Below are 22,208 nucleotides of genomic sequence, written 5' to 3' on the forward strand. Positions count from 1 at the left end.
TCCCCATGAAAGCCTCGCTGCCATGAGCAAGCTCACCATCGACAGCCAGGGGCGCCTGGCGTTGCCGGCCCCGGTCGTGCGCGCCTTTGCCGGTCGTCCGCTGCGGCAGATCTCCGCCAGCGACCGTCACCTGCTGCTCGGGGTAAACGATGGCGACGGCGAGCTCTCCCTGACCGGCGCTCTCGGTGAATTCTCCGTGGTGGATCTCCTCTCCTTCTTCAACATGTTCCGCAAGACCGGGGTGCTCCGGTTCACCCTGGCGGGGGGGAGCCGGGACCTTTACTTTCACAACGGCGAGATCGTCTTCGCCACCAGCACCTTTCCCGAGGAGGAGATCGGCGAGATCCTCTGCGATCTCGGCAAGCTCAGCCGCGAGGTCCTGGCGAAGGCGCGGCAGTTCACCGCCGCCGGCAAGGGCGGTCTCGGCCGGCTGCTGGTCGACAAGGGGGCGGTCAGCGCCCAGGACCTCTGGCTCGCCACCCGGCAGCAGGTCGAAACGATCGTCTACCACCTCTTTAACTTCCACCAGGGCGCCTTTACCTTTATTGCCAAGGACCTGGTCGAGGACGAGATCCTGCGGCTGTCGATGAGCACCCAGAACCTGATCATGGAAGGGCTGCGGCGGATCGACGAGCGGGAACTCTTCCTCCGCCGCATCGGCTCCCTCGACCTGGTGGTGGTGCCGGTCGGCGAGGGACAGCTCGCCCTCGCTCCGGCGGAGAAGCGGCTGCTCGGCCTGATTTCGGCGCAGCCGCAGGATGTGCGGCAGTTGCTGCGGCGCAGTGGCCTCGGCGAGTTCGATACCCTGCGCATGGTTTACCAGCTGCTGGAACGAGGCGCGATCCGCCTCGAAGATGTTCCGCCGGCCGAAATCTCCGGCGACCTCGGCGAGATGCTCTCGATCTGCAATGCCGCCCTGGTCGCCCTCTTCCGCCGGGTGAATGCTGTCAATCCCGGGTTCAACGAAGAGCTGCGCCTCTTTCTGCGCGATTTGCCGCAACCCTTTTCCTACGTCTTTCGCGATGTCCCGCTACGCCAGGACGGCTCCGTCGATGGCAGCCGGATCCTCGCCAACCTCGCCGGGCTCGAGGAGGGGGATAAGCTCAAGCTCCTCGCCGATGCCCTCAACGAACTGATTTTCATGGCCTGCATGGGGGCCCGCCGTGATCTCAAGGATGCCGAGGCCGCCGCGCTGATCCAGCGGGTGCAGGATGTCAGCGGCCGGATCAAGAACCTGGTAGGGAGGATAGGATGAGAGATGCTGCCCGCAAACGGTTGATTTTTGCTCTGGACGTCGACGAATTCGCGGAAGCCGAGCGCTGGGTCAAGCTGCTGCACCGTCAGGTCGGCCTCTTCAAGGTCGGCAAGCAGCTCTTTACACGCTGCGGCCCGGAGGTCGTGCACATGGTACGGGGGGAGGGGGGCGATGTCTTCCTCGACCTCAAGTACCACGATATTCCCAACACCGTGGCGATGGCAGGGGTCGAAGCGGCCCGCCTCGGTGCCCGCATGATCAACGTCCACGCCCTCGGTGGCCGGGAGATGATGGCCCGTACCGTCGCCGAAATCGACGCGCGCCAGCCGCGGGGAACTGGCGATCGGCCGCTGCTGCTGGCCGTCACCATTCTCACCTCCTCCACCGACCAGACCCTGCAGGAGATCGGCATCGAACGCCCGGTCAGCGAAATGGTGCCGCGCCTCGCCCGGCTCGCCAAAGATGCCGGGATGGACGGGGTGGTCGCCTCGCCCCGGGAGGTGCCGCTGATCCGCGCCGCCTGCGGTGACGATTTTTTGATTGTCACCCCCGGGGTGCGCCCGGCCTTTGCCGCCCTCGATGACCAGAAGCGGGTGACGACCCCCGGCGAGGCGATCGCGGCCGGCGCCGACTACCTGGTCGTCGGCCGGCCGATCTCGGCCGCCAGCGACCCGGTGGCAGCCGCCAACCTGATCCTCGATGAAATCGCCACGGCGCTGGGCGATGCCTGACCTGATCTATGGCTTCAACCCGGTGCGCGAGGCCCTGGCCGGCGAACGCCGCCGCCCCCTGGAGCTGACCGTCGCCAACGGCCCCCATTCGCCGCGCCTGGCCGAGCTGCTCGCTGCCGCCAGCGCCGCCGGGGTGCCGATCCGGCACCGGGAGCGCCGCGATCTCGACCGGCTCGCCGGTACCGCGCACCACCAGGGGGTGCTCCTCGCCGTCGAACCCTTCCCCTACAGCGACCTCGACGACCTGCTCGCCGCCTGGCAAAACAGCGGCGAGCCCGCTTTTTTCCTCCTGCTCGATGGCATCACCGATCCCCATAACCTCGGCGCCATCCTGCGCAGCGCCGAAGGGGCGGGCTGCCATGGTGTCATTGTCCCCAAAGACCGCAGCTGCCCGGTCACCGCCGTGGTCGACAAGAGCTCGGCCGGTGCCCTCGAACATCTCCGCCTCTGCCAGGTGACGAACCTGGCCCGCACCCTCGACCAGCTCAAGGGGCTTGGCATCTGGTGCTACGGCCTGGCCGGCGAGGGGGCGACGCCCCTCTTCGGTGCCGAACTGGACGGTCACCTGGCACTGGTGGTCGGCAGCGAGGGGAACGGCCTGCGTCCCAACGTGCGCCAGCACTGCGATGGGCTGCTGGCGATCCCTCTGCAGGGACGGGTCGGATCGCTGAATGCTTCGGTGGCGGCCGGGGTTGCGCTCTTTGAGGTGGTCAGGCAGCGGGAAAAACGGGAAGGATGAGCCAGGCGGGCAAAAAAAAGCGGGGCGTCCCAGGAGGGAGAGGACGCCCCGAATGTGTTGTTCTTGGCTCTATTTATAACTACTCCGGTTATCTTTGTCAAGGGGGAGTTTGGTTTTTCTGCTTCTGGCGCGAAAAAATCTTGGTCTGCCCCCGCGAAATACTTGACAAGCCCCCGTGGTCTCCTCTATACATGCGTCTTTGTGATGACAGCGGATCGGGGTGGAAAAAAGTCCTTGCAATTTACCGGACCCTGATGTATAAATCCCCCCCTGTGCTGGCGTAGCTCAACAGGTAGAGCAGCTGACTTGTAATCAGCAGGTTGCGGGTTCAATTCCTGTCGCCAGCTCCATTGAGCTACCGGGCCGGTTGGCCCTTGAAAATCAGCAGTGCGTCCCCTGGAGGGGTTCCCGAGTGGCCAAAGGGAGCAGACTGTAAATCTGCCGTCGTAGACTTCGGAGGTTCGAATCCTCCCCCCTCCACCATAAGACACTTGCCGGACGCGGTTCGGTCGACGGAAACCAGGAGGCCCACGGCGGGCTACGCGAACTGGGACGGAGGCCGGATGCAAGTCCACAACGCTTCACATAGCGGTTTTTCGTTTGGGCGGGAGTAGCTCAGTTGGCTAGAGCATCAGCCTTCCAAGCTGAGGGTCGCGGGTTCGAGTCCCGTTTCCCGCTCCAAATTATAACGGTTCTCCGCGGGTAGTCAGTGTCAGGCCCACATAGCTCAGTAGGTAGAGCACTTCCTTGGTAAGGAAGAGGTCACCGGTTCGAATCCGGTTGTGGGCTCCATTCACTGCCTTGGGGAGATTTTTCTGTTTTCACTCCTTGGTCCAGCGGTCCGGCGTTCCGGCAACGGATGTCGGGCCCGAGGCGAGATTTTCCTAAGAACGAAACAAGGGAGGTTGACGCAATGTCCAAAGCCAAATTCGAAAGAACCAAGCCCCATGTCAACATCGGGACGATCGGTCACGTTGACCACGGCAAGACGACCCTGACCGCCGCCATCACCAAGGTTCTGGCGTCCCGGGGCGGCGCCGAGTTCAAAGCCTTCGACATGATCGACAACGCTCCCGAGGAGCGCGAGCGCGGCATCACCATCGCCACCGCCCACGTCGAGTACCAGACCGAGAAGCGGCACTACGCCCACGTCGACTGCCCGGGCCATGCCGACTACGTCAAGAACATGATCACCGGTGCGGCGCAGATGGACGGCGCGATCCTGGTCTGTTCGGCGGCCGACGGCCCGATGCCGCAGACCCGCGAGCACATCCTGCTCGCCCGCCAGGTCGGCGTCCCCGCCATGGTCGTTTTCCTCAACAAGGCCGACATGGTCGACGACGAGGAGCTGATGGAGCTGGTCGAGCTGGAGGTGCGTGAGCTCCTCTCCGCCTACGACTTCCCCGGCGACGACATTCCGATCATCCCCGGCAGCGCGCTGAAAGCCCTCGAGTGCGGCTGCGGCAAGGTGGAGTGCGCGGCCTGCAAGCCGGTCCTCGACCTGATGGATGCGGTCGACAGCTACATCCCCGAGCCGGAGCGGGCCATCGATCGCCCCTTCCTGATGCCGGTGGAAGACGTCTTCTCGATCTCCGGCCGCGGCACCGTGGCGACCGGTCGTGTCGAGCGCGGCGTGGTCAAGGTCGGCGAGGAGATCGAGATCGTCGGCATGAAGGCGACGGCGAAGACGGTCGTCACCGGTGTCGAGATGTTCCGCAAGCTGCTCGACCAGGGGCAGGCCGGTGACAACGTCGGCGTGCTGCTGCGCGGCGTCAAGCGCGAGGACATCGAGCGCGGCCAGGTGCTGGCCAAGCCCGGCAGCATCACCCCGCACACCAAGTTCAAGGCCGAAGCCTACATCCTGACCAAGGAGGAGGGGGGTCGTCACACCCCGTTCTTCAAGGGCTACCGTCCCCAGTTCTACTTCCGGACCACGGACGTGACCGGGATCGTCGAGCTGCCGGAGGGGACCGAGATGGTCATGCCGGGCGACAACATCGCCATGACCGTGAACCTGATCACCCCGATTGCCATGGACAAGGAACTGCGCTTCGCGATCCGCGAAGGCGGCCGCACCGTCGGCGCCGGTGTCGTCTCCGACATCATCGAGTAATTTCATTCTTGCGCAGGCCCCCGCCCCGGAGTGCCGGGGTGGGGGTTGAAGGATAAGTCATCATGCGGGACATCGTTACCCTCGCCTGCACCGAGTGCAAGCAACGCAACTACACCACCACCAAGAACAAGAAGAACACACCGGACAAGCTGGAATTCAGCAAGTACTGCCGCTTCTGCAAGAAGCACACACCGCACCGCGAGACCAAATAGCAACCGGACGAGCCGCAGCGGTCTGCGGCTTTACGCATGCAGGCCAGTAGCTCTAATGGCTAGAGCACCGGTCTCCAAAACCGGGTGTTGGGGGTTCGAGTCCCTCCTGGCCTGCCAAATTTTAACAACGATCCTCTGTGGGGGTTCAGATAGTGCTTGGTAAAGCGACCCAGTTTCTGAGCAACGTCAAGGGTGAGCTCGAAAAGGTCACCTGGCCGACCCGAAAAGACACCTATGCTTCGACGCTGGTGGTCATCTCGCTGGTCATGGCCGTCGCCGTCTTTCTCTGGGTGGTCGACTCGGCCCTCTCCACGCTGATCCGTTTGCTCCTCCGCTGAGTGCGACAGGGAAGGCGTCTTTCATGGCAATGAAGTGGTACGGGGTTCATACCTACTCGGGGTACGAAAACAAGGTCAAGCTCAACCTCGAGGAGCGCATACGCCAGTTCGGAGCGGAAGACCGTTTCGGGACGGTGCTGATTCCCTCGGAGACCGTCGTCGAGCTGAAAAAGGGCGAGCGCCGCACTTCGTCGCGGAAATTCTTCCCCGGCTACATCCTGGTGCAGATGGAGCTCGACAACGAGACCTGGCACATCGTCAAGGATACGCCGAAGGTGACCGGTTTCGTCGGTGGCGGCGCCACCCCGCCGGCGATCCCCGACGAGGATGTGGCGAAGATCACCGCCCGGATGGAAGAAGGGGTCGAGCGGCCCAAGCCGAAGGTCCAGTTCGAAGTCGGTGAGACGGTGCGGGTGGTCGACGGGCCGTTCCTCAATTTCACCGGTGTCGTCGAGGACGTCAAGCCCGACAAGGCGAAGCTCAAGGTTATGGTCAGCATTTTTGGCCGGGTTACCCCGGTGGAACTCGAATTCATACAGGTCGAAAAAACCAGCTAAACGTACTGGGTTCACTGCTTGCGGTTCGCGGTTCGGGGTGTCCTGAGCCCGGGAACGTGATGCCTTGAGCCTTGAACCTAATTGAAGTAACTGAAGGAGTACCGTATGGCCAAGAAGGTTATCGGAATGATAAAACTGCAGATTCCTGCCGGCAAGGCGAACCCTTCGCCGCCGGTCGGTCCCGCGCTCGGTCAGCACGGGGTCAACATCATGGAATTCTGCAAGGCGTTCAACGCCAAGACCCAGGCTGAAGCGGGGATGATTACCCCGGTGGTGATCACCGTCTATGGTGACCGCTCCTTCTCCTTTATCACCAAGACCCCGCCGGCGGCGGTTCTGTTGCTCAAGGCGGCCAAACTCGAAAAGGGGTCCGGCGTTCCCAACAAGACCAAGGTGGGGAAGGTGACCAAGGCCCAGGTCAAGGAGATCGCCGAGCTGAAGATGCCCGACCTTAACGCATTCGACCTGGACGCCGCGATCCGTACCATCGAGGGTACCGCCCGCAGCATGGGTCTCGAAGTCGAATAATTTATCGGCACGTCTGGAGTAAAACAATGCCAACAGGAAAACAGCATAAAGCAGCCAAGGCCCAGATCGACCGCACCCAAGTCTATACCCTCGAAGAGGGGATCGCCCTGGTCAAGCAGGCCGCTTTCGCCAAGTTCGACGAGACCGTCGATATTTCGGTGCGCCTCGGCGTCGACCCGCGCAAGGCCGACCAGATGGTCCGCGGCGCCGTCGTCCTTCCCAACGGCCTCGGCAAGACCGTACGTGTCCTTGTCTTTGCCAAGGGGGAGAAAGCCCAGGAAGCCCAGGCTGCCGGTGCCGATTACGTCGGTGCCGATGACCTGGTCGCCAAGATCCAGGGGGGCTGGTTCGATTTCGACACCGCCATCGCCACCCCGGACATGATGGGGACCGTCGGCAAGATCGGCAAGCTCCTCGGCCCCCGCGGCCTGATGCCGAACCCCAAGGTCGGCACCGTCACCTTCGACATCGGCCGCGCCGTCAACGAGGCGAAGTCGGGCAAGGTCGAATACCGCGTCGAGAAGGCCGGGATCGTCCACGCGCCGGTCGGCAAGGTCTCCTTTGACCCGGAAAAACTCGCCGGCAACATCCTGGCGGTGATGGACGCCCTGGTCAAGGCCAAGCCGCAGACCTCCAAAGGGACCTACCTGAAGAAGATCAGCCTCTCCAGCACCATGGGCCCGGGCATCAATCTCGATGTCCCGGCGGTCCAGGCGCTGGTCAAGTAATTCCATCGCCGCACTGGTTGCGGTCATGGCATAGCAACGCTCTAGGTCAAAGACAGCAGGCCCGTCGAACCTGACGGTTAATGGATGATGCCACCTGCCGAGGCCGTACCACGGGGAACGGGTTATCCGTCTCCCTCCAGGTCCTCAGTCTAGGGCGCGGGACTCAATGCAGACCCCAGACTACTTAGAAAGGAGGAGAGACGTTGAATAAGAACAGCAAGGAACAAGTCGTTGCCGACCTCGCCGCCAAGCTGGCGAACGCCAAGGCTACCTTTCTCGCCGACTACCGCGGGCTGAACGTCGAGCAGGTCAATGCCCTGCGCGGCGAACTGCGCAAGGCCGACGTCGAGTACCAGGTGGTGAAGAATACCCTGCTGCGCCTTGCCGCCAAGGGCACCGGCGCCGAGTGCCTCGACGCGCACCTGGCCGGCCCGACCGCCATCGCCATCGCCGGCGCTGACCCGGTCGCCCCGGCCAAGATTCTCAGCGAATTCGCCAAGGCCAACGCCAAATTCGAGCTCAAGGCCGGCGCTCTCGACGGCAAGCTGCTGTCGATCGACGACATCAAGGCCCTGGCCGAACTGCCGTCGCGCGAAGTGCTGCTCGGCAAGCTGCTCGGTACCCTTAACGCCCCGGTGTCCAACTTTGTTGGCGTACTGGCGGCGGTACCGCGTTCGCTGGTCCAGGTGCTCGCGGCAATCCAGGACAAGAAGGCGGCCTGAGCCGCCATTCCGATTACTTTTTAACCCTTTACGTTAAGCACCGATACGGAGGAAACCATGGCTGCAATCACCAAGGAACAGGTTGTCGAATTTATCGAGAAGATGTCCGTTCTCGAACTGTCTGAACTGGTCAAGGAACTGGAAGAGAAATTCGGCGTCTCCGCCGCGGCCCCGGTCGCCGTTGCCGCTGCCGGCCCGGCCGCTGCTGCTGCCGCCCCGGTCGAAGAGAAGGACGAGTTCGACGTCGTCCTCAAGGAAGCCGGCGACAAGAAGATCAACGTCATCAAGGTGGTCCGTGCCGTGACCGGTCTCGGCCTCAAGGAAGCCAAGGACCTCGTCGACGGCGCTCCCCAGACCGTCAAGGAAGCGATGCCCAAGGCCGAAGCCGAAGAACTGAAGAAACAGCTTGAGGAAGCCGGCGCCAAAGTGGAGCTCAAATAGTACCCTGTCCGATAGTTTCGCCATTAGCCAAGGTCGCCTTGTGCGGCCTTGGCTATTCTACTTTCGTTAGCACAAGGAGAAATCATGGCTTATTCGATCGCGAATAACCAGCTTCTGAGGAAACACTTCGCGCAGATCAAGCGGATCATCGATATCCCCAATCTGATCGATATCCAGAAGAATTCCTACAAGCGTTTCCTCCAGGCGGAGCTTCCTCCTTCGGCGCGGCAGAATATCGGCCTCGAGGCAGTCTTCCGCTCCGTCTTTCCGATCCGCGACTTCAGCGAAACCTGTTCCCTCGAGTATGTCTCCTACTCCCTGGGAATTCCCAAATATGACGTCGACGAGTGCCACCAGCGCGGCATGACCTTCGCCGCCCCGGTCAAGGTCCGGGTGCGCCTCGTCTCCTGGGATGTCGACAAGGATTCCGGCGTGCAGTCGATCCGCGACATCAAGGAACAGGAGGTCTATTTCGGCGAGATTCCGCTCATGACCGAAAACGGGACCTTCATCATCAACGGGACTGAAAGGGTCATCGTCAGCCAGTTGCACCGCTCCCCCGGGGTCTTTTTCGACCACGACAAGGGAAAAACCCACAGCAGCGGCAAGATCCTTTATTCCGCCCGGGTCATTCCCTACCGCGGCTCTTGGCTCGACTTCGACTTTGATCATAAAGACCTCCTCTACGTGCGCATCGACCGCCGCCGCAAGCTGCCGGCGACGGTGCTGCTCAAGGCCCTCGGCTATTCGACCGAGGAGCTGCTCAACTACTACTACGACATCGATACCCTGCTGATCGACAGCAACGGATACCAGAAAAAGGTCAACCTCGACCTCCTCCCGGGACAGCGCGCCGCCTTCGACGTGGTGGCAGCCGACGGCGAGGTGATCGTCAAGGCGAACCGCAAGTTTACCAAGGCGGCGATCCGCAAGCTGGCCGAAAAGGGGATTGAGACGATCCAGATCCTTGAGGAGGATGTCCTCGGCAAGATCGCCTCCACCGACATCGTCGACACCGCCACCGGCGAGGTTGTCGTCGAATGCAACGAGGAACTGACCGCCGGCAAGATCGAAGAGTTGCGCAGCCGCGGTATCAGCGAGCTCAAGGTCCTCTTCATCGACCACCTCTATGTCGGCCCCTATCTGCGCGACACCCTGCTCCTCGACAAGGTCGGGACCCCGGACGACGCGATGATCGAGATTTATCGGCGGCTGCGCCCCGGTGATCCGCCGACCCTGAAGAGCGCCCGGGCCCTCTTCGACAGCCTCTTCTTCAACGCCGAGCGCTACGACCTCTCCGCCGTCGGCCGACTCAAGCTCAACTACAAGCTCGGTCTCGAGACGCCGCTGGAGCACACCACCCTGACCAAGGAGGATATCCTTGAAGTGGTGCGCTACCTGATTGACCTGCGCAACGGCAAGGGGGCCATCGACGATATCGACCACCTCGGCAACCGCCGGGTGCGCGCCGTCGGCGAGCTGCTCGAAAACCAGTACCGGGTCGGCCTGGTGCGCATGGAGCGCGCCATCAAGGAGCGCATGAGCCTGCAGGAAGTCGACAGCCTGATGCCCCACGACCTGATCAACTCCAAGCCGGTCTCGGCGGTGGTCAAGGAGTTCTTCGGTTCCAGCCAGCTCTCCCAGTTCATGGACCAGACCAACCCCCTCTCCGAGATCACCCACAAGCGGCGCCTCTCGGCCCTCGGACCGGGGGGCCTGACCCGCGAGCGGGCCGGCTTCGAGGTGCGCGACGTCCATCCGACCCACTACGGCCGCGTCTGCCCGATCGAGACCCCGGAGGGGCCGAACATCGGCCTGATCGCGTCGCTCTCGACCTATGCCCGCATCAACGAGCACGGTTTCGTCGAGACCCCCTACCGGCTGGTCAAGGACGGCAAGGTCACCACCGATATCCGCTACTTCTCGGCCCTCGAGGAGGAGGGGCATGCCATCGCCCAGGCGAACGCGCCCCTCAACGAGGACAGCACCTTCGTCAACGAGCTGGTCAATGCCCGCAAGAACGGCGAGTTCATGCTGATGAACCGCGAGGACATCGAGCTGATGGACGTCTCGCCCAAGCAGCTGGTCTCGGTCGCCGCCTCGCTGATCCCTTTCCTCGAAAACGACGACGCCAACCGCGCCCTGATGGGCTCGAACATGCAGCGTCAGGCGGTGCCGCTGCTGCGGGCAGACGCGCCGCTGGTCGGTACCGGCATGGAGCGCATCGTCGCCCATGACTCGGGCGCCGCGGTCGTCGCTCGCCATCACGGCACCGTCGAGAGCGTCGACGCGGCCCGCATCGTGGTGCGCATCGACGAAGGGGAAGTCGACGAGACCGGCACCGGTGTCGACATCTACAACCTGATCAAGTTCATCCGCAGCAACCAGAACACCTGCCTCAACCAGAAACCGATCGTCAAGGTCGGCGACAAGGTCAAGCGCGGCGAGATCATCGCCGACGGCCCCTCGACCCAGTGGGGGGAGCTCGCCCTCGGGCAGAACGTCCTGGTCGCCTTCATGCCCTGGGAAGGGTACAACTTCGAGGACTCGATCCTGATCTCCGAGAAGCTGGTCAAGGAGGACCGCTACACCTCGATTCACATCGAGGAGTTCGAGTGCGTCGCCCGCGACACCAAGCTCGGCAAGGAAGAGATCACCGACGACATCCCCAACCTCGGTGAGGACGCCCTCGCCGATCTCGACGAGAGCGGCATTATCCGCATCGGCGCCGAGGTTCAGCCCGGCGACATTCTGGTCGGCAAGATCACCCCGAAAGGGGAGACCCAGCTCTCCCCCGAGGAGAAGCTGCTGCGTGCCATCTTCGGCGAAAAGGCCGGCGATGTGCGCGATACCTCGCTGCGGGTCCCGCCGGGGGTCGAGGGGGTCGTCATCGGCGCCCGCGTCTTCTCCCGCAAGGGGGCGGACAAGGACAGCCGCACCGAGATGATCGAGAAGGCGGAGATCGACAAGCTGCTCAAGGATCAGCACGACGAGATCCGCATCATCCGCGACTCGACCAAGGGGAAACTGAAATCGCTGCTGGTCGGTCAGACCGCGGCGGTCCAGGTCGTCAACGAGAGCGGGACCGTCCTCGTTGCCAAGGGGAAAAAGCTGACCGAGGAAGCCCTCGATCAGCTGCCGTTCCTCGCCTGGCGCGAAATCTCCCTCGCCAAGGCCGAGGAGATCGAAGAGAAGGTGGCGACGGTCTTTTTGCGCCTCGCCGAACGGGAGGACCTGATCAAGGGGGTTTTTGCCGACAAGATCGAGAAGCTCAAGCGTGGCGACGATCTCCCCCCGGGCGTGATCAAGATGGTCAAGGTCTACATCGCCATCAAGCGCAAGCTCTCGGTCGGCGACAAGATGGCCGGTCGCCACGGTAACAAGGGTGTCCTCTCGCGCATCCTCCCCGAAGAAGATATGCCCTACATGGCCGACGGCACCCCGGTGGAGATTGTCCTCAATCCCCTCGGCGTCCCGTCCCGTATGAACGTCGGCCAGATCCTCGAGACCCACCTCGGGCTCGCCGCCCGCGGCCTCGGTCTGCAGATCCAGGAAGTGCTCGACCGCGATTACAGCCCGGCGGCGCTGAAGAAGAAGGTCAAGACGATCTACGGCGACAAGGAGCTCGCCAAGTTCATTGACGGCCTCGGCGACGACGAGGTGCTGGCGATGGGACGCCGCCTCGCCGGCGGCATCCCGATGGCCTCCCCGGTTTTCGAGGGGGTCAACGAAGAGCAGATGAAGGCCGAAATGACCAGGGCCGGCGTCTCCAGCGGCGGGCAGATGACCCTCTATAACGGCAAGACCGGCGACCCCTTCAAGGAACAGGTCACCGTTGGCATCATGTATATGCTCAAACTGCACCACCTGGTTGACGACAAGATCCACGCCCGTTCCATCGGCCCCTACAGCCTCGTCACCCAGCAGCCGCTGGGCGGCAAGGCCCAGTTCGGTGGCCAGCGCCTCGGCGAGATGGAGGTCTGGGCGCTCGAAGCCTACGGCGCAGCCCATGCGCTGCAGGAGTTCCTCACCGTCAAGTCCGACGACGTCGCCGGCCGCACCCGGATCTACGAGGCGATCGTCAAGGGGAAGCATACCCTGGAGGCGGGACTCCCCGAGTCCTTCAACGTCCTGATCAAGGAACTCCAGTCGCTCTGCCTCGACGTCGAACTGCTCGAGGAAGAAGAGGAATAGGACCTGCTGCAGGTTCCCCGGAACCTGGCGGGCCGATGCAAGGTTTTTGCCTTATAACCAACCATCCTATAAGGAGGATGTGCCTTGGAAGATATCTTTACTCTGCTTGAGCGGCCGAAAGATCCCCTCAACTTCAACGCCATCCGGCTCTCCCTGGCCAGCCCGGAGAAGATCCGCGAACGTTCCTTCGGCGAAGTCAAGAAGCCCGAGACGATCAACTACCGGACCTTCAAGCCCGAGCGGGACGGCCTCTTCTGCGCCAAGATCTTCGGTCCGACCAAGGACTACGAGTGCAACTGCGGCAAGTACAAGCGCATGAAGCACCGCGGCATCGTCTGCGAAAAGTGCGGCGTCGAGGTCATTCCGAGCAAGGTGCGCCGCGAGCGACTCGGGCATATCGACCTCGCCTGCCCGGTGGCGCATATCTGGTTCCTGAAATCGCTGCCGTCGCGGATTTCGACCCTTCTCGACATGACCCTCAAGGAGGTCGAGAAGATCCTCTATTTCGAGGCTTATGTCGTCCTCGATCCGGGGGAGAGCAACCTTGTGGTCGGCAATATCCTCACCGAGGAGAAGTACCACGAGCTGATGGAGGAGTTCTCCGGCCAGTTCACCGCCAGCATGGGGGCCGAGGCGATTCGTGAGCTCCTCTCCGCCATCGAGCTCGACGAGCTCGGCAGCAGCCTGCGGGTGGAGATGAAGGAGGCGGCGAGCGAGGCGAAGCGCAAGAAGGTCGCCAAGCGTCTCAAGGTCGTCGAGGCCTTCCGCGAAAGCGGCAACCGCCCCGAGTGGATGATCCTCGAAACCATCCCGGTCCTCCCCCCCGAGCTGCGCCCGCTCGTCCCCCTCGACGGCGGCCGTTTCGCCACCTCCGACCTCAACGACCTCTACCGCCGGGTGATCAACCGCAACAACCGCCTGAAACGGCTGATGGAACTGCGCGCCCCGGAGGTCATTATCCGCAACGAGAAGCGGATGCTGCAGGAGGCGGTCGACGCCCTCTTTGACAACGGCCGCCGCGGCCGGGCGATCACCGGTCCCAACAAGCGTCCCCTCAAGTCCCTCTCCGACATGCTGAAAGGGAAGGGGGGCCGCTTCCGCCAGAACCTGCTCGGCAAGCGCGTCGACTACTCGGGGCGCAGCGTTATCGTCGTCGGCCCGGAGCTGAAGCTGCACCAGTGCGGCCTGCCGAAGAAGATGGCTCTCGAACTCTTCAAACCCTTCATCTACAACAAGCTCGAAGAGCGCGGCTACTGCACCACCATCAAGAGCGCCAAGAAGATGGTGGAGAAGGAGAAGCCGGAAGTCTGGGACGTGCTCGAGGAGGTCATCAAGGAACACCCGGTGATGCTCAACCGCGCACCGACCCTGCACCGTCTCGGCATCCAGGCCTTCGAACCGGTCCTCATCGAAGGGAAAGCGATCCAGCTCCACCCGCTGGTCTGCACCGCCTTCAACGCCGACTTCGACGGTGACCAGATGGCGGTCCACCTGCCGCTGTCGGTCGAGAGCCAGATCGAAGCCCGGGTGCTGATGATGTCGACCAACAACATCCTCTCGCCGGCCAACGGCAAGCCGATCATCGTCCCCTCCCAGGACATGGTCCTCGGCATCTACTACATGACCCGCGAGCGTGCCTTCGTCAAGGGGAGCGGCAAGATCTTCGCTTCCCCGGAAGAGGTGCGCATCGCCTTCGATGCGGGGGAGGCCGACCTCCAGGCCAAGGTCAAGGTGCGCATGGTCAATGCCGTCGGCGAAGCGCCGCAGCTGATCGAAACCACCATCGGCCGCGTCCTGCTGCGCGACGTCGTTCCCGAGTCGATCCCTTTTGAATACATCAACAAGGGGATGACCAAGAAGCAGGTGGCGGAGCTGATCGACGCCTCCTTCCGTCTCGCCGGCAACAAGGAGACGGTCATCCTCGCCGACAAGCTGAAAGAGACCGGCTATAAGTATTCGACCCTGGCCGGCATCTCGATCTGCCTCGATGACATGGTCATCCCCGCCGGCAAGGAGAATTTCATCAACAAGGCGGTCGAAGAGGTCAAGGAGATCCAGCAGCAGTACACCGAGGGTCTCATCACCGACGGCGAGCGCTACAACAAGGTCATCGACATCTGGGCCAAGTGTACCGAGGATATCGCCCAGACCATGCTGGGCAACCTCTCCGTCGACGTCCTCGTCGACCCCGCTTCCGGGGAGAAGGTGAAGGTTCCCTCCTTCAACGCCATCCACATGATGGCCGACTCTGGGGCCCGCGGCTCCGCCCAGCAGATCCGGCAGCTGGCCGGTATGCGCGGTCTGATGGCCAAGCCGTCGGGCGAGATCATCGAGACCCCGATCACCGCCAACTTCCGCGAGGGTCTGACCGTTCTGCAGTACTTCATCTCGACCCACGGCGCCCGCAAGGGTCTCGCCGATACCGCGCTGAAGACCGCCAACTCCGGTTACCTGACCCGGCGCCTGGTCGATGTCGCCCAGGACGCCATCATCACCGAGACCGATTGCGGCACTCTCGATGGCATCCAGGTCTCCTCGCTCACCGAGGGAGGCGAGGTGATCGAACCTCTGGGCGATCGCATCCTCGGCCGCTCGGCCCTGGAGGATGTCCTCGATCCGGTCACCGGTGAGGTGCTGGTCGAAGCCAACGCCGAGATCGACGAAGCGCTGGTCAAGAAGGTGGAGGACGCCGGGATCGAAAAGCTCAAGATTCGCTCGGTCCTCACCTGCCAGAGCCGGCGCGGCATCTGCGCCACCTGCTACGGGCGCGATCTCGCCCGCGGCCACCTGGTCAACCTCGGCGAGGCGGTCGGCGTCATCGCCGCCCAGTCGATCGGCGAGCCGGGCACCCAGCTTACCATGCGGACCTTCCATATCGGTGGTACCGCGTCGCGGCGGGCCGAACAGACCTCCCTCGAAGCCCGCTTCGACGGCGAGCTCAAATACATCAACCTCAACACCGTCGTCGATACCGCCGGCAACCATGTCGTCATGAACCGCAACGGTGAAATCGCGGTGATCGACGAGACCGGTCGCGAGCGCGAGCGCTACGGCGTGGTCTACGGCGCCAAGCTCCGGATCGGCCCCGGCGGAGCGGTGAAGAGCGGCGTCCTGATCGCCGAGTGGGACCCCTACACCATGCCGATCCTCACCGAGATCGCCGGTGTCGTGCGCTTCGGCGACATTATCGAGGGGATCACCATGGAGGAGCAGGTTGACGAAGTCACCGGCCTCTCCCGCAAGGTCATCATCGAGTCGAAAGACCCGGCGAAGCGGCCGCGCATTACCCTCAAGGACGCCGAGGGGAAGACCGCCAAGCTTCCCAACGGAGCTCCGGCGCGCTACATGCTGCCGGTCGGCGCCAACATCGTCGTCACCGAGGACATGCTCGCCAGCGCCGGTGAGATCCTCTCCAAGATCCCCCGCGAAACGACCAAGACCAAGGACATCACCGGGGGTCTGCCGCGCGTCGCCGAGCTCTTCGAGGCGCGCAAGCCGAAAGAGTTCGCCGTCATCTCCGAGATCGACGGCATGGTCTCCTTCGGCAAGGACAGCAAGGGGAAACGCAAGGTCGTCGTCACTCCCGAGCTTGGCGAGGCAAAGGAATATCTGATCCCCAAAGGGAAGCACATCAGCGTCCACGAGGGGGATCATGTCAAGGCCGGCGAGGCGCTGATGGATGGCTCCTCCAACCCCCACGACATCCTGCGCGTCCTTGGCGAGAAGGAGCTGGCCAAGTACCTGGTCGACGAGGTGCAGGAGGTCTACCGCCTGCAGGGGGTCAAGATCAACGACAAGCACATCGAGACGATCGTGCGCCAGATGCTGCGCCGGGTCCGCATCAAGGAGGTCGGCGATACCCGCTTCCTCCTCGACGACCAGGTCGAGCGCTGGGAGTTCGAACAGGAGAACCAGCGGGTCATGGCCGAGGATGGCCAGCCCGCCGTCGGCGAGCCGCTGATGCTCGGCATCACCAAGGCGTCCCTCTCCACCGAGTCCTTCATCTCCGCCGCATCCTTCCAGGAGACCACCAAGGTTCTCACCCAGGCGGCGATCGAAGGGAAGGTCGATTTCCTGCGCGGACTCAAGGAGAACGTCATCATGGGCCGCCTGATCCCGGCCGGGACCGGTGTCTCCAAGTACCGGGGCGCGAAGCTCCTCATCGAGGAGCCGGAAGAGCTCCCCGAGCCGATGCCGGAAGAGGAAGAGATCGACGACAGCGACGTAAGTGAGCTCGAAGAAGGGATCGAACCGGCCCTCGATTGAGGGCCGGGAGCAACCCCGCAGAGCCAGGAAAAGAAGTCTGAAAAAAGTCCTTGACAAGGGTCGGGGGCGTTGCTACTATTCGCGGGTTTTTCCCCGCAAAATACCAACCGCTCTTTTAACTTTGTGAATACGCGATTTCGGGAGTAAGTAGATGCCGACAATTAATCAGTTGATCCGTAAGGGACGCGAAAAAAAGGAGAAAAAGTCGACGGCGCCGGCGCTGAAGGGGAACCCCCAGAAGCGCGGGGTATGCACCCGTGTTTACACCACCACGCCGAAGAAGCCGAACTCCGCGCTGCGCAAGGTTGCCCGCGTGCGTCTCACCAACGGGATCGTCGTCACCTCCTATATCCCCGGGGTGGGGCACAATCTCCAGGAGCACTCCGTGGTGCTGATCCGTGGCGGCCGCGTTAAGGACCTTCCGGGTGTACGTTACCACATCGTGCGTGGCACCCTCGATTTGGCGGGTGTCAAGGGCCGGATGAAGAGTCGTTCCAAGTACGGGGCCAAGCGGCCGAAATAACCAAGGGCTGAGAGGACGTTATGCCGAGAAGAAGAGAAGTTGCCAAGCGGGTTATTCTCCCCGATCCCAAATACAACGATCGCCTGGTGGCCAAGTTCATGAACGCGGTCATGCTCGACGGCAAGAAGAGTATTGCCGAGTCGATCGTCTACGGTGCCTTTGACCTGATTTCCGAGCGGACCAGCGATGAACCGCTGGAAGTCTTCAAGAAGGCCCTGGATAATGTCCGGCCGATGCTTGAGGTCAAGTCCCGCCGCGTCGGTGGCTCCACCTACCAGGTTCCCGTCGAGGTGCGTGCCGAGCGGCGCAATGCTCTCGCCTTCCGCTGGATCATCACCTATGCCCGCGCCCGTGGTGAGAAGACGATGCGCGAGCGGCTCGCTGGTGAGTTCCTGGATGCCGCCAACAACCGTGGCGCTGCGGTGAAGAAGAAGGAAGATACGCACCGCATGGCCGAGGCCAACAAGGCTTTCGCCCACTACCGCTGGTAACCCCTGCGGTCCGACCGAACCCAGAAGAAGGAACCCGAAATCGTGGCACGCAAAGTTTCCCTCGCAAAAACCCGTAACATCGGGATCATGGCTCACATCGACGCCGGCAAGACGACGACGACCGAGCGCATCCTTTACTATACCGGCATCTCCCATAAGATCGGCGAAGTCCACGACGGCGCCGCGACCATGGACTGGATGGAGCAGGAGCAGGAGCGCGGCATCACCATCACCTCCGCCGCCACCACCTGTTTCTGGAAGGACCATCGCGTCAATATCATCGACACCCCCGGGCACGTCGACTTCACCATCGAAGTCGAGCGCTCCCTCAAGGTGCTCGACAGCGCCGTGGCGGTCTTCTGTTCCGTCGGTGGCGTCGAGCCCCAGTCCGAGACCGTCTGGCGTCAGGCCGACAAGTACGGGGTTCCCCGTCTCGCCTTCATCAATAAGATGGACCGCATCGGCGCCGACTTCAACCGCGGCGTGCAGATGATGCGCGACCGGCTCGGCGCCAACCCGATCCCGATCCAGCTCCCCATCGGCAAGGAAGACTACTTCAAGGGGGTCATCGACCTCATCGAAATGAAGGCGATCACCTGGGACGACGAGTCCCTGGGCGCCAAGTTCGATGTCGCCGAAATCCCCGCCGAGATGCGCGAGGAGGCCGAAGCGGCCCGCGAAGCGCTGATCGAGGAAGTCTCGACCCACGTCGAGGAGTTGATGGAGAAATATCTCGCCGGCGAGACGCTGACCAACGCCGAGCTCAAGGCCGGTATCCGCAAGGCGACCATCGCCCTTGCCATCAATCCGGTCCTCTGCGGTTCTGCCTTCAAGAACAAGGGGGTGCAGCACCTCCTCGACGCCGTCATCGACTACATGCCGTCGCCGACCGACGTGCCGGCCATCCCGGGGATCAATCCCGACACCCAGGAAGAGCTGACCCGGCCGGCCGATGACAACGGGCCCTTCGCCGCCCTCGCCTTCAAGATCATGACCGACCCCTTCGTCGGCCAGTTGACCTTCTTCCGGGTTTATTCCGGGGTGATCGAGTCCGGCTCCGCCGTCCTCAACTCCACCAAGGACAAGAAGGAGCGTATCGGCCGCATTCTCAAGATGCACGCCAACAAGCGCGAGGAGATCAAACAGGTCTACTCCGGTGACATCGCTGCCGCCGTCGGTCTCAAGTACACCACCACCGGTGACACCCTCTGCGATGAGAACAAGCCCTGCCTGCTCGAATCGATGGAGTTCCCCGAGCCGGTTATCCATGTCGCCGTCGAACCGAAGACCAAGGCCGACCAGGAGAAGATGGGCAACGCCCTCGGCAAGCTGCTGCAGGAAGATCCCTCGCTGCGCTGCCGCACCGATGAAGAGACCGGCCAGACCATCCTCTCCGGGATGGGCGAGCTCCACCTCGAGATCATCATCGACCGCATGAAGCGCGAGTTTAAGGTTGAGTGCAACGTCGGTGCCCCCCAGGTCGCCTACCGCGAGTCCCTCACCAAGACCGTCGAAGTCCAGGGCAAGTTTGTCCGCCAGTCGGGTGGCCGTGGTCAGTACGGCGACTGCTGGCTGCGCATCGAGCCCCAGGAGCCGGGTGTCGGCTTCGAGTTCGTCGACGCCATCAAGGGGGGCGTGATTCCCAAGGAATATATCCCGGCCGTCGGCAAGGGGGCGGAAGAGGCCTCCCAGAACGGCATCCTCGCCGGCTTCCCGATCGTCGACGTCAAGGTTACCTGCTTCGACGGTTCCTATCATGACGTCGACTCCTCGGAGATGGCCTTCAAGATCGCCGGCTCCATGGGCTTCAAGGAGGGTGCGGCCAAGGCCGGCCCGGTCCTGCTCGAACCGATCATGGCCGTCGAAGTCGTCACCCCGGAAGAGTACATGGGTGACGTCATGGGCGACCTCTCCAGCCGTCGCGGCAAGATCATGGGGATGGAAGGGCGCGCCGGTGCCCAGGTGGTCAACGCCCACATCCCTCTCGCCAACATGTTCGGTTATTCCACCGACCTGCGCAGCGCCACCCAGGGCCGCGCCACTTATACCATGGTCTTCGACCACTATGAGCAGGTCCCCCGGGCCATTTCCGAAGAAGTCATCGCCAAGGTCAAAGGCTAAATTTTAAGTCGCCAAGGAGCGTTTCCCATGTCCAAAGCCAAATTTGAAAGAACCAAGCCCCATGTCAACATCGGGACGATCGGTCACGTTGACCACGGCAAGACGACCCTGACCGCCGCCATCACCAAGGTTCTGGCGTCCCGGGGCGGCGCCGAGTTCAAAGCCTTCGACATGATCGACAACGCTCCCGAGGAGCGCGAGCGCGGCATCACCATCGCCACCGCCCACGTCGAGTACCAGACCGAGAAGCGGCACTACGCCCACGTCGACTGCCCGGGCCATGCCGACTACGTCAAGAACATGATCACCGGTGCGGCGCAGATGGACGGCGCGATCCTGGTCTGTTCGGCGGCCGACGGCCCGATGCCGCAGACCCGCGAGCACATCCTGCTCGCCCGCCAGGTCGGTGTCCCCGCCATGGTCGTTTTCCTCAACAAGGCCGACATGGTCGACGACGAGGAGCTGATGGAACTGGTCGAGCTGGAGGTGCGTGAGCTCCTCTCCGCCTACGACTTCCCCGGCGACGACATTCCGATCATCCCTGGCAGCGCGCTGAAAGCCCTCGAGTGCGGCTGCGGCAAGGTGGAGTGCGCGGCCTGCAAGCCGGTCCTCGACCTGATGGACGCGGTCGACAGCTACATCCCCGAGCCGGAGCGGGCCATCGATCGCCCCTTCCTGATGCCGGTGGAAGACGTCTTCTCGATCTCCGGCCGCGGCACCGTGGCGACCGGTCGTGTCGAGCGCGGCGTGGTCAAGGTCGGCGAGGAGATCGAGATCGTCGGCATGAAGGCGACGGCGAAGACGGTCGTCACCGGTGTCGAGATGTTCCGCAAGCTGCTCGACCAGGGGCAGGCCGGTGACAACGTCGGCGTGCTGCTGCGCGGCGTCAAGCGCGAGGACATCGAGCGCGGCCAGGTGCTGGCCAAGCCCGGCAGCATCACCCCGCACACCAAGTTCAAGGCGGAAGCCTACATCCTGACCAAGGAGGAGGGGGGTCGTCACACCCCGTTCTTCAAGGGCTACCGTCCCCAGTTCTACTTCCGGACCACGGACGTGACCGGGATCGTCGAGCTGCCGGAAGGGACCGAGATGGTCATGCCGGGCGACAACATCGCCATGACCGTGAACCTGATCACCCCGATTGCCATGGACAAGGAACTGCGCTTCGCGATCCGCGAAGGCGGCCGCACCGTCGGCGCCGGTGTCGTCTCCGACATCATCGAGTAAGTGAGGATATTACTGCCATGCCGAGCCAGAAGATCCGTATCCGTTTGAAGGCTTACGACCACAAGCTGCTCGATCTCTCCGTCAACGAGATCGTCGATACCGCCAAGCGTACCGGCGCCCGCATTGCCGGCCCGGTCCCCCTGCCGACGGTGATCAACAAGTACTGCGTGCTGCGTGGCCCGCATGTCGACAAGAAGAGCCGTGAGCAGTTCGAGATGCGCACCCACAAGCGTCTCCTCGATATCCTCGAACCGACCCAGCAGACCGTCGATGCGCTGATGAAGCTCGACCTCTCCGCCGGTGTCGACGTGGAAATCAAGCTCTAACCGCAACCGACCGACTTTCGAACATAGAGGGTAAGTGCAATGATCAAGGGAATTCTGGGCAAAAAACTGGGCATGACCCAGCTCTTCGCCAATGACGGCCGGCGTATCCCGGTGACGGTTGTCGAAGCCGGCCCCTGCACCGTGGTGCAGAAGAAGACTGTCGCCAGCGACGGTTACAGCGCACTCCAGCTCGGTTTTATCGCCAAGCCGGCGCACCGCGTCAACAAGCCGGAACTCGGCCACTTCAAGAAAGCGGGCCAGGGCGCCTTCCAGTACCTGCGCGAGCTGCGCGGTGAAGGTCTCGACGAGATCAATATCGGTGACGAGATTCGCCTCGACAACATCTTTGTCGCCGGTGACGTCATCGATGTGACCGCCACCAGCAAGGGGAAGGGGTTCCAGGGCGTTATCAAGCGCTGGAATTTCTCCGGCGGCCGCGCCACCCATGGTTCCATGTTCCATCGCGCGCCCGGCTCCATCGGCGCCAGCGCCTGGCCGTCCCGGGTTTTCAAGGGGAAGAAGATGGCCGGCCAGATGGGGAACGAGCAGGTGACCGTGCAGAACCTGCAGATCGTTGAAGTGCGCCCCGAAGAGAACCTGATCCTGGTGCGCGGGGCGATCCCCGGGGCGAAGAATGCCCTGGTCGTCCTCCACAAGGGGATCAAGGTCAAGCAGTAATCGATACCGAGAGAGTCT

General features: G+C 62.8%; 19 protein-coding genes and 5 tRNA genes. All 24 read left to right on the forward strand.

Annotation, left to right across the window (positions count from 1 at the left end; genetic code table 11):
• Positions 1-22: 22 nt before the first annotated feature.
• The 24 genes from DBW_RS05370 (at position 23) to rplC (ending at position 22,190) form a co-directional block, all read left to right on the forward strand.
• On the forward strand, positions 23-1,255 hold the full coding sequence (locus DBW_RS05370) for a DUF4388 domain-containing protein (protein WP_066725317.1): 1,233 nt from the start codon (positions 23-25) through the stop codon (positions 1,253-1,255).
• A complete protein-coding gene (gene pyrF / locus DBW_RS05375) occupies positions 1,252-1,986 on the forward strand; it encodes an orotidine-5'-phosphate decarboxylase (protein ID WP_066725319.1) in 735 nt (244 codons plus the stop codon). Before DBW_RS05370 ends, pyrF begins: the two co-directional genes overlap by 4 nt.
• The gene (gene rlmB / locus DBW_RS05380; protein WP_066725322.1) at positions 1,979-2,725 is read left to right on the forward strand and encodes a 23S rRNA (guanosine(2251)-2'-O)-methyltransferase RlmB; all 747 of its coding nucleotides are present in this window, start codon (positions 1,979-1,981) and stop codon (positions 2,723-2,725) included. Before pyrF ends, rlmB begins: the two co-directional genes overlap by 8 nt.
• Positions 2,726-2,999: 274 nt before the next feature.
• Positions 3,000-3,075 (forward strand) — tRNA-Thr (locus DBW_RS05385).
• Between the two features lie 48 nt (positions 3,076-3,123).
• Positions 3,124-3,208 (forward strand) — tRNA-Tyr (locus DBW_RS05390).
• Positions 3,209-3,329: 121 nt separating this feature from the next.
• A tRNA-Gly gene (locus DBW_RS05395) sits at positions 3,330-3,406 on the forward strand.
• Positions 3,407-3,441: 35 nt separating this feature from the next.
• Positions 3,442-3,517: transfer RNA gene (locus DBW_RS05400), tRNA-Thr, on the forward strand.
• A gap of 121 nt (positions 3,518-3,638) precedes the next feature.
• A complete protein-coding gene (tuf, locus tag DBW_RS05405) occupies positions 3,639-4,838 on the forward strand; it encodes an elongation factor Tu (protein ID WP_066725325.1) in 1,200 nt (399 codons plus the stop codon).
• A gap of 62 nt (positions 4,839-4,900) precedes the next feature.
• Entirely contained in the window at positions 4,901-5,050 is a 150-nt protein-coding gene (gene rpmG / locus DBW_RS05410) for a 50S ribosomal protein L33 (protein WP_066725327.1), read from the forward strand.
• Between the two features lie 40 nt (positions 5,051-5,090).
• A tRNA-Trp gene (locus DBW_RS05415) sits at positions 5,091-5,167 on the forward strand.
• Positions 5,168-5,202: 35 nt separating this feature from the next.
• Positions 5,203-5,388, forward strand: a complete 186-nt coding sequence (gene secE, locus DBW_RS05420) for a preprotein translocase subunit SecE (RefSeq protein ID WP_066729693.1) — start codon at positions 5,203-5,205, stop codon at positions 5,386-5,388.
• Between the two features lie 23 nt (positions 5,389-5,411).
• Positions 5,412-5,945, forward strand: coding sequence for a transcription termination/antitermination protein NusG (nusG, locus tag DBW_RS05425; protein ID WP_066725330.1), 534 nt, complete (start codon positions 5,412-5,414; stop codon positions 5,943-5,945).
• A 105-nt stretch (positions 5,946-6,050) separates the two neighbouring features.
• On the forward strand, positions 6,051-6,473 hold the full coding sequence (gene rplK, locus DBW_RS05430) for a 50S ribosomal protein L11 (protein WP_066725331.1): 423 nt from the start codon (positions 6,051-6,053) through the stop codon (positions 6,471-6,473).
• Between the two features lie 26 nt (positions 6,474-6,499).
• Positions 6,500-7,201, forward strand: a complete 702-nt coding sequence (gene rplA, locus DBW_RS05435) for a 50S ribosomal protein L1 (protein WP_066725334.1) — start codon at positions 6,500-6,502, stop codon at positions 7,199-7,201.
• Positions 7,202-7,404: 203 nt separating this feature from the next.
• Entirely contained in the window at positions 7,405-7,923 is a 519-nt protein-coding gene (rplJ, locus tag DBW_RS05440) for a 50S ribosomal protein L10 (protein ID WP_066725340.1), read from the forward strand.
• A gap of 57 nt (positions 7,924-7,980) precedes the next feature.
• A complete protein-coding gene (gene rplL, locus DBW_RS05445; RefSeq protein WP_066725342.1) occupies positions 7,981-8,364 on the forward strand; it encodes a 50S ribosomal protein L7/L12 in 384 nt (127 codons plus the stop codon).
• Between the two features lie 84 nt (positions 8,365-8,448).
• Positions 8,449-12,558 carry a DNA-directed RNA polymerase subunit beta gene (gene rpoB / locus DBW_RS05450; protein ID WP_066725344.1) on the forward strand — a complete coding sequence of 1,370 codons (4,110 nt, stop codon included), beginning with the start codon at positions 8,449-8,451 and terminating at the stop codon, positions 12,556-12,558.
• Positions 12,559-12,642: 84 nt separating this feature from the next.
• Positions 12,643-16,824 (forward strand): DNA-directed RNA polymerase subunit beta', encoded by a 4,182-nt coding sequence (rpoC, locus tag DBW_RS05455; protein ID WP_066725347.1) that lies wholly within the window; start codon positions 12,643-12,645, stop codon positions 16,822-16,824.
• A gap of 151 nt (positions 16,825-16,975) precedes the next feature.
• Entirely contained in the window at positions 16,976-17,347 is a 372-nt protein-coding gene (rpsL, locus tag DBW_RS05460) for a 30S ribosomal protein S12 (protein WP_066725350.1), read from the forward strand.
• Between the two features lie 20 nt (positions 17,348-17,367).
• Positions 17,368-17,838: a 30S ribosomal protein S7 gene (gene rpsG / locus DBW_RS05465; protein ID WP_066725358.1), complete on the forward strand. Its 471-nt coding sequence runs from the start codon at positions 17,368-17,370 to the stop codon at positions 17,836-17,838.
• A 42-nt stretch (positions 17,839-17,880) separates the two neighbouring features.
• Positions 17,881-19,959: an elongation factor G gene (fusA, locus tag DBW_RS05470; protein WP_066725365.1), complete on the forward strand. Its 2,079-nt coding sequence runs from the start codon at positions 17,881-17,883 to the stop codon at positions 19,957-19,959.
• A gap of 27 nt (positions 19,960-19,986) precedes the next feature.
• Entirely contained in the window at positions 19,987-21,186 is a 1,200-nt protein-coding gene (gene tuf / locus DBW_RS05475; protein ID WP_066725325.1) for an elongation factor Tu, read from the forward strand.
• Between the two features lie 17 nt (positions 21,187-21,203).
• Positions 21,204-21,512, forward strand: coding sequence for a 30S ribosomal protein S10 (gene rpsJ, locus DBW_RS05480; protein ID WP_066725369.1), 309 nt, complete (start codon positions 21,204-21,206; stop codon positions 21,510-21,512).
• Positions 21,513-21,551: 39 nt separating this feature from the next.
• Positions 21,552-22,190: a 50S ribosomal protein L3 gene (gene rplC, locus DBW_RS05485; protein WP_066725372.1), complete on the forward strand. Its 639-nt coding sequence runs from the start codon at positions 21,552-21,554 to the stop codon at positions 22,188-22,190.
• Positions 22,191-22,208: the final 18 nt, after the last annotated feature.

Origin of the sequence: Desulfuromonas sp. DDH964, assembly GCF_001611275.1 — a bacterium.
GTDB lineage: Bacteria > Desulfobacterota > Desulfuromonadia > Desulfuromonadales > DDH964 > DDH964.

What these genes read in the sequence shown, in the direction of transcription:
- DBW_RS05370 (WP_066725317.1), top strand. Translation starts at nt 23, where the DNA reads ATGAGCAAGCTCACCATCGACAGCCAGGGGCGCCTGGCGTTGCCGGCC.
- pyrF (WP_066725319.1), top strand. Translation starts at nt 1,252, where the DNA reads ATGAGAGATGCTGCCCGCAAACGGTTGATTTTTGCTCTGGACGTCGAC.
- rlmB (WP_066725322.1), top strand. Translation starts at nt 1,979, where the DNA reads ATGCCTGACCTGATCTATGGCTTCAACCCGGTGCGCGAGGCCCTGGCC.
- tuf (WP_066725325.1), top strand. Translation starts at nt 3,639, where the DNA reads ATGTCCAAAGCCAAATTCGAAAGAACCAAGCCCCATGTCAACATCGGG.
- rpmG (WP_066725327.1), top strand. Translation starts at nt 4,901, where the DNA reads ATGCGGGACATCGTTACCCTCGCCTGCACCGAGTGCAAGCAACGCAAC.
- nusG (WP_066725330.1), top strand. Translation starts at nt 5,412, where the DNA reads ATGGCAATGAAGTGGTACGGGGTTCATACCTACTCGGGGTACGAAAAC.
- rplK (WP_066725331.1), top strand. Translation starts at nt 6,051, where the DNA reads ATGGCCAAGAAGGTTATCGGAATGATAAAACTGCAGATTCCTGCCGGC.
- rplA (WP_066725334.1), top strand. Translation starts at nt 6,500, where the DNA reads ATGCCAACAGGAAAACAGCATAAAGCAGCCAAGGCCCAGATCGACCGC.
- rplL (WP_066725342.1), top strand. Translation starts at nt 7,981, where the DNA reads ATGGCTGCAATCACCAAGGAACAGGTTGTCGAATTTATCGAGAAGATG.
- rpoB (WP_066725344.1), top strand. Translation starts at nt 8,449, where the DNA reads ATGGCTTATTCGATCGCGAATAACCAGCTTCTGAGGAAACACTTCGCG.
- rpsL (WP_066725350.1), top strand. Translation starts at nt 16,976, where the DNA reads ATGCCGACAATTAATCAGTTGATCCGTAAGGGACGCGAAAAAAAGGAG.
- rpsG (WP_066725358.1), top strand. Translation starts at nt 17,368, where the DNA reads ATGCCGAGAAGAAGAGAAGTTGCCAAGCGGGTTATTCTCCCCGATCCC.
- tuf (WP_066725325.1), top strand. Translation starts at nt 19,987, where the DNA reads ATGTCCAAAGCCAAATTTGAAAGAACCAAGCCCCATGTCAACATCGGG.
- rpsJ (WP_066725369.1), top strand. Translation starts at nt 21,204, where the DNA reads ATGCCGAGCCAGAAGATCCGTATCCGTTTGAAGGCTTACGACCACAAG.
- rplC (WP_066725372.1), top strand. Translation starts at nt 21,552, where the DNA reads ATGATCAAGGGAATTCTGGGCAAAAAACTGGGCATGACCCAGCTCTTC.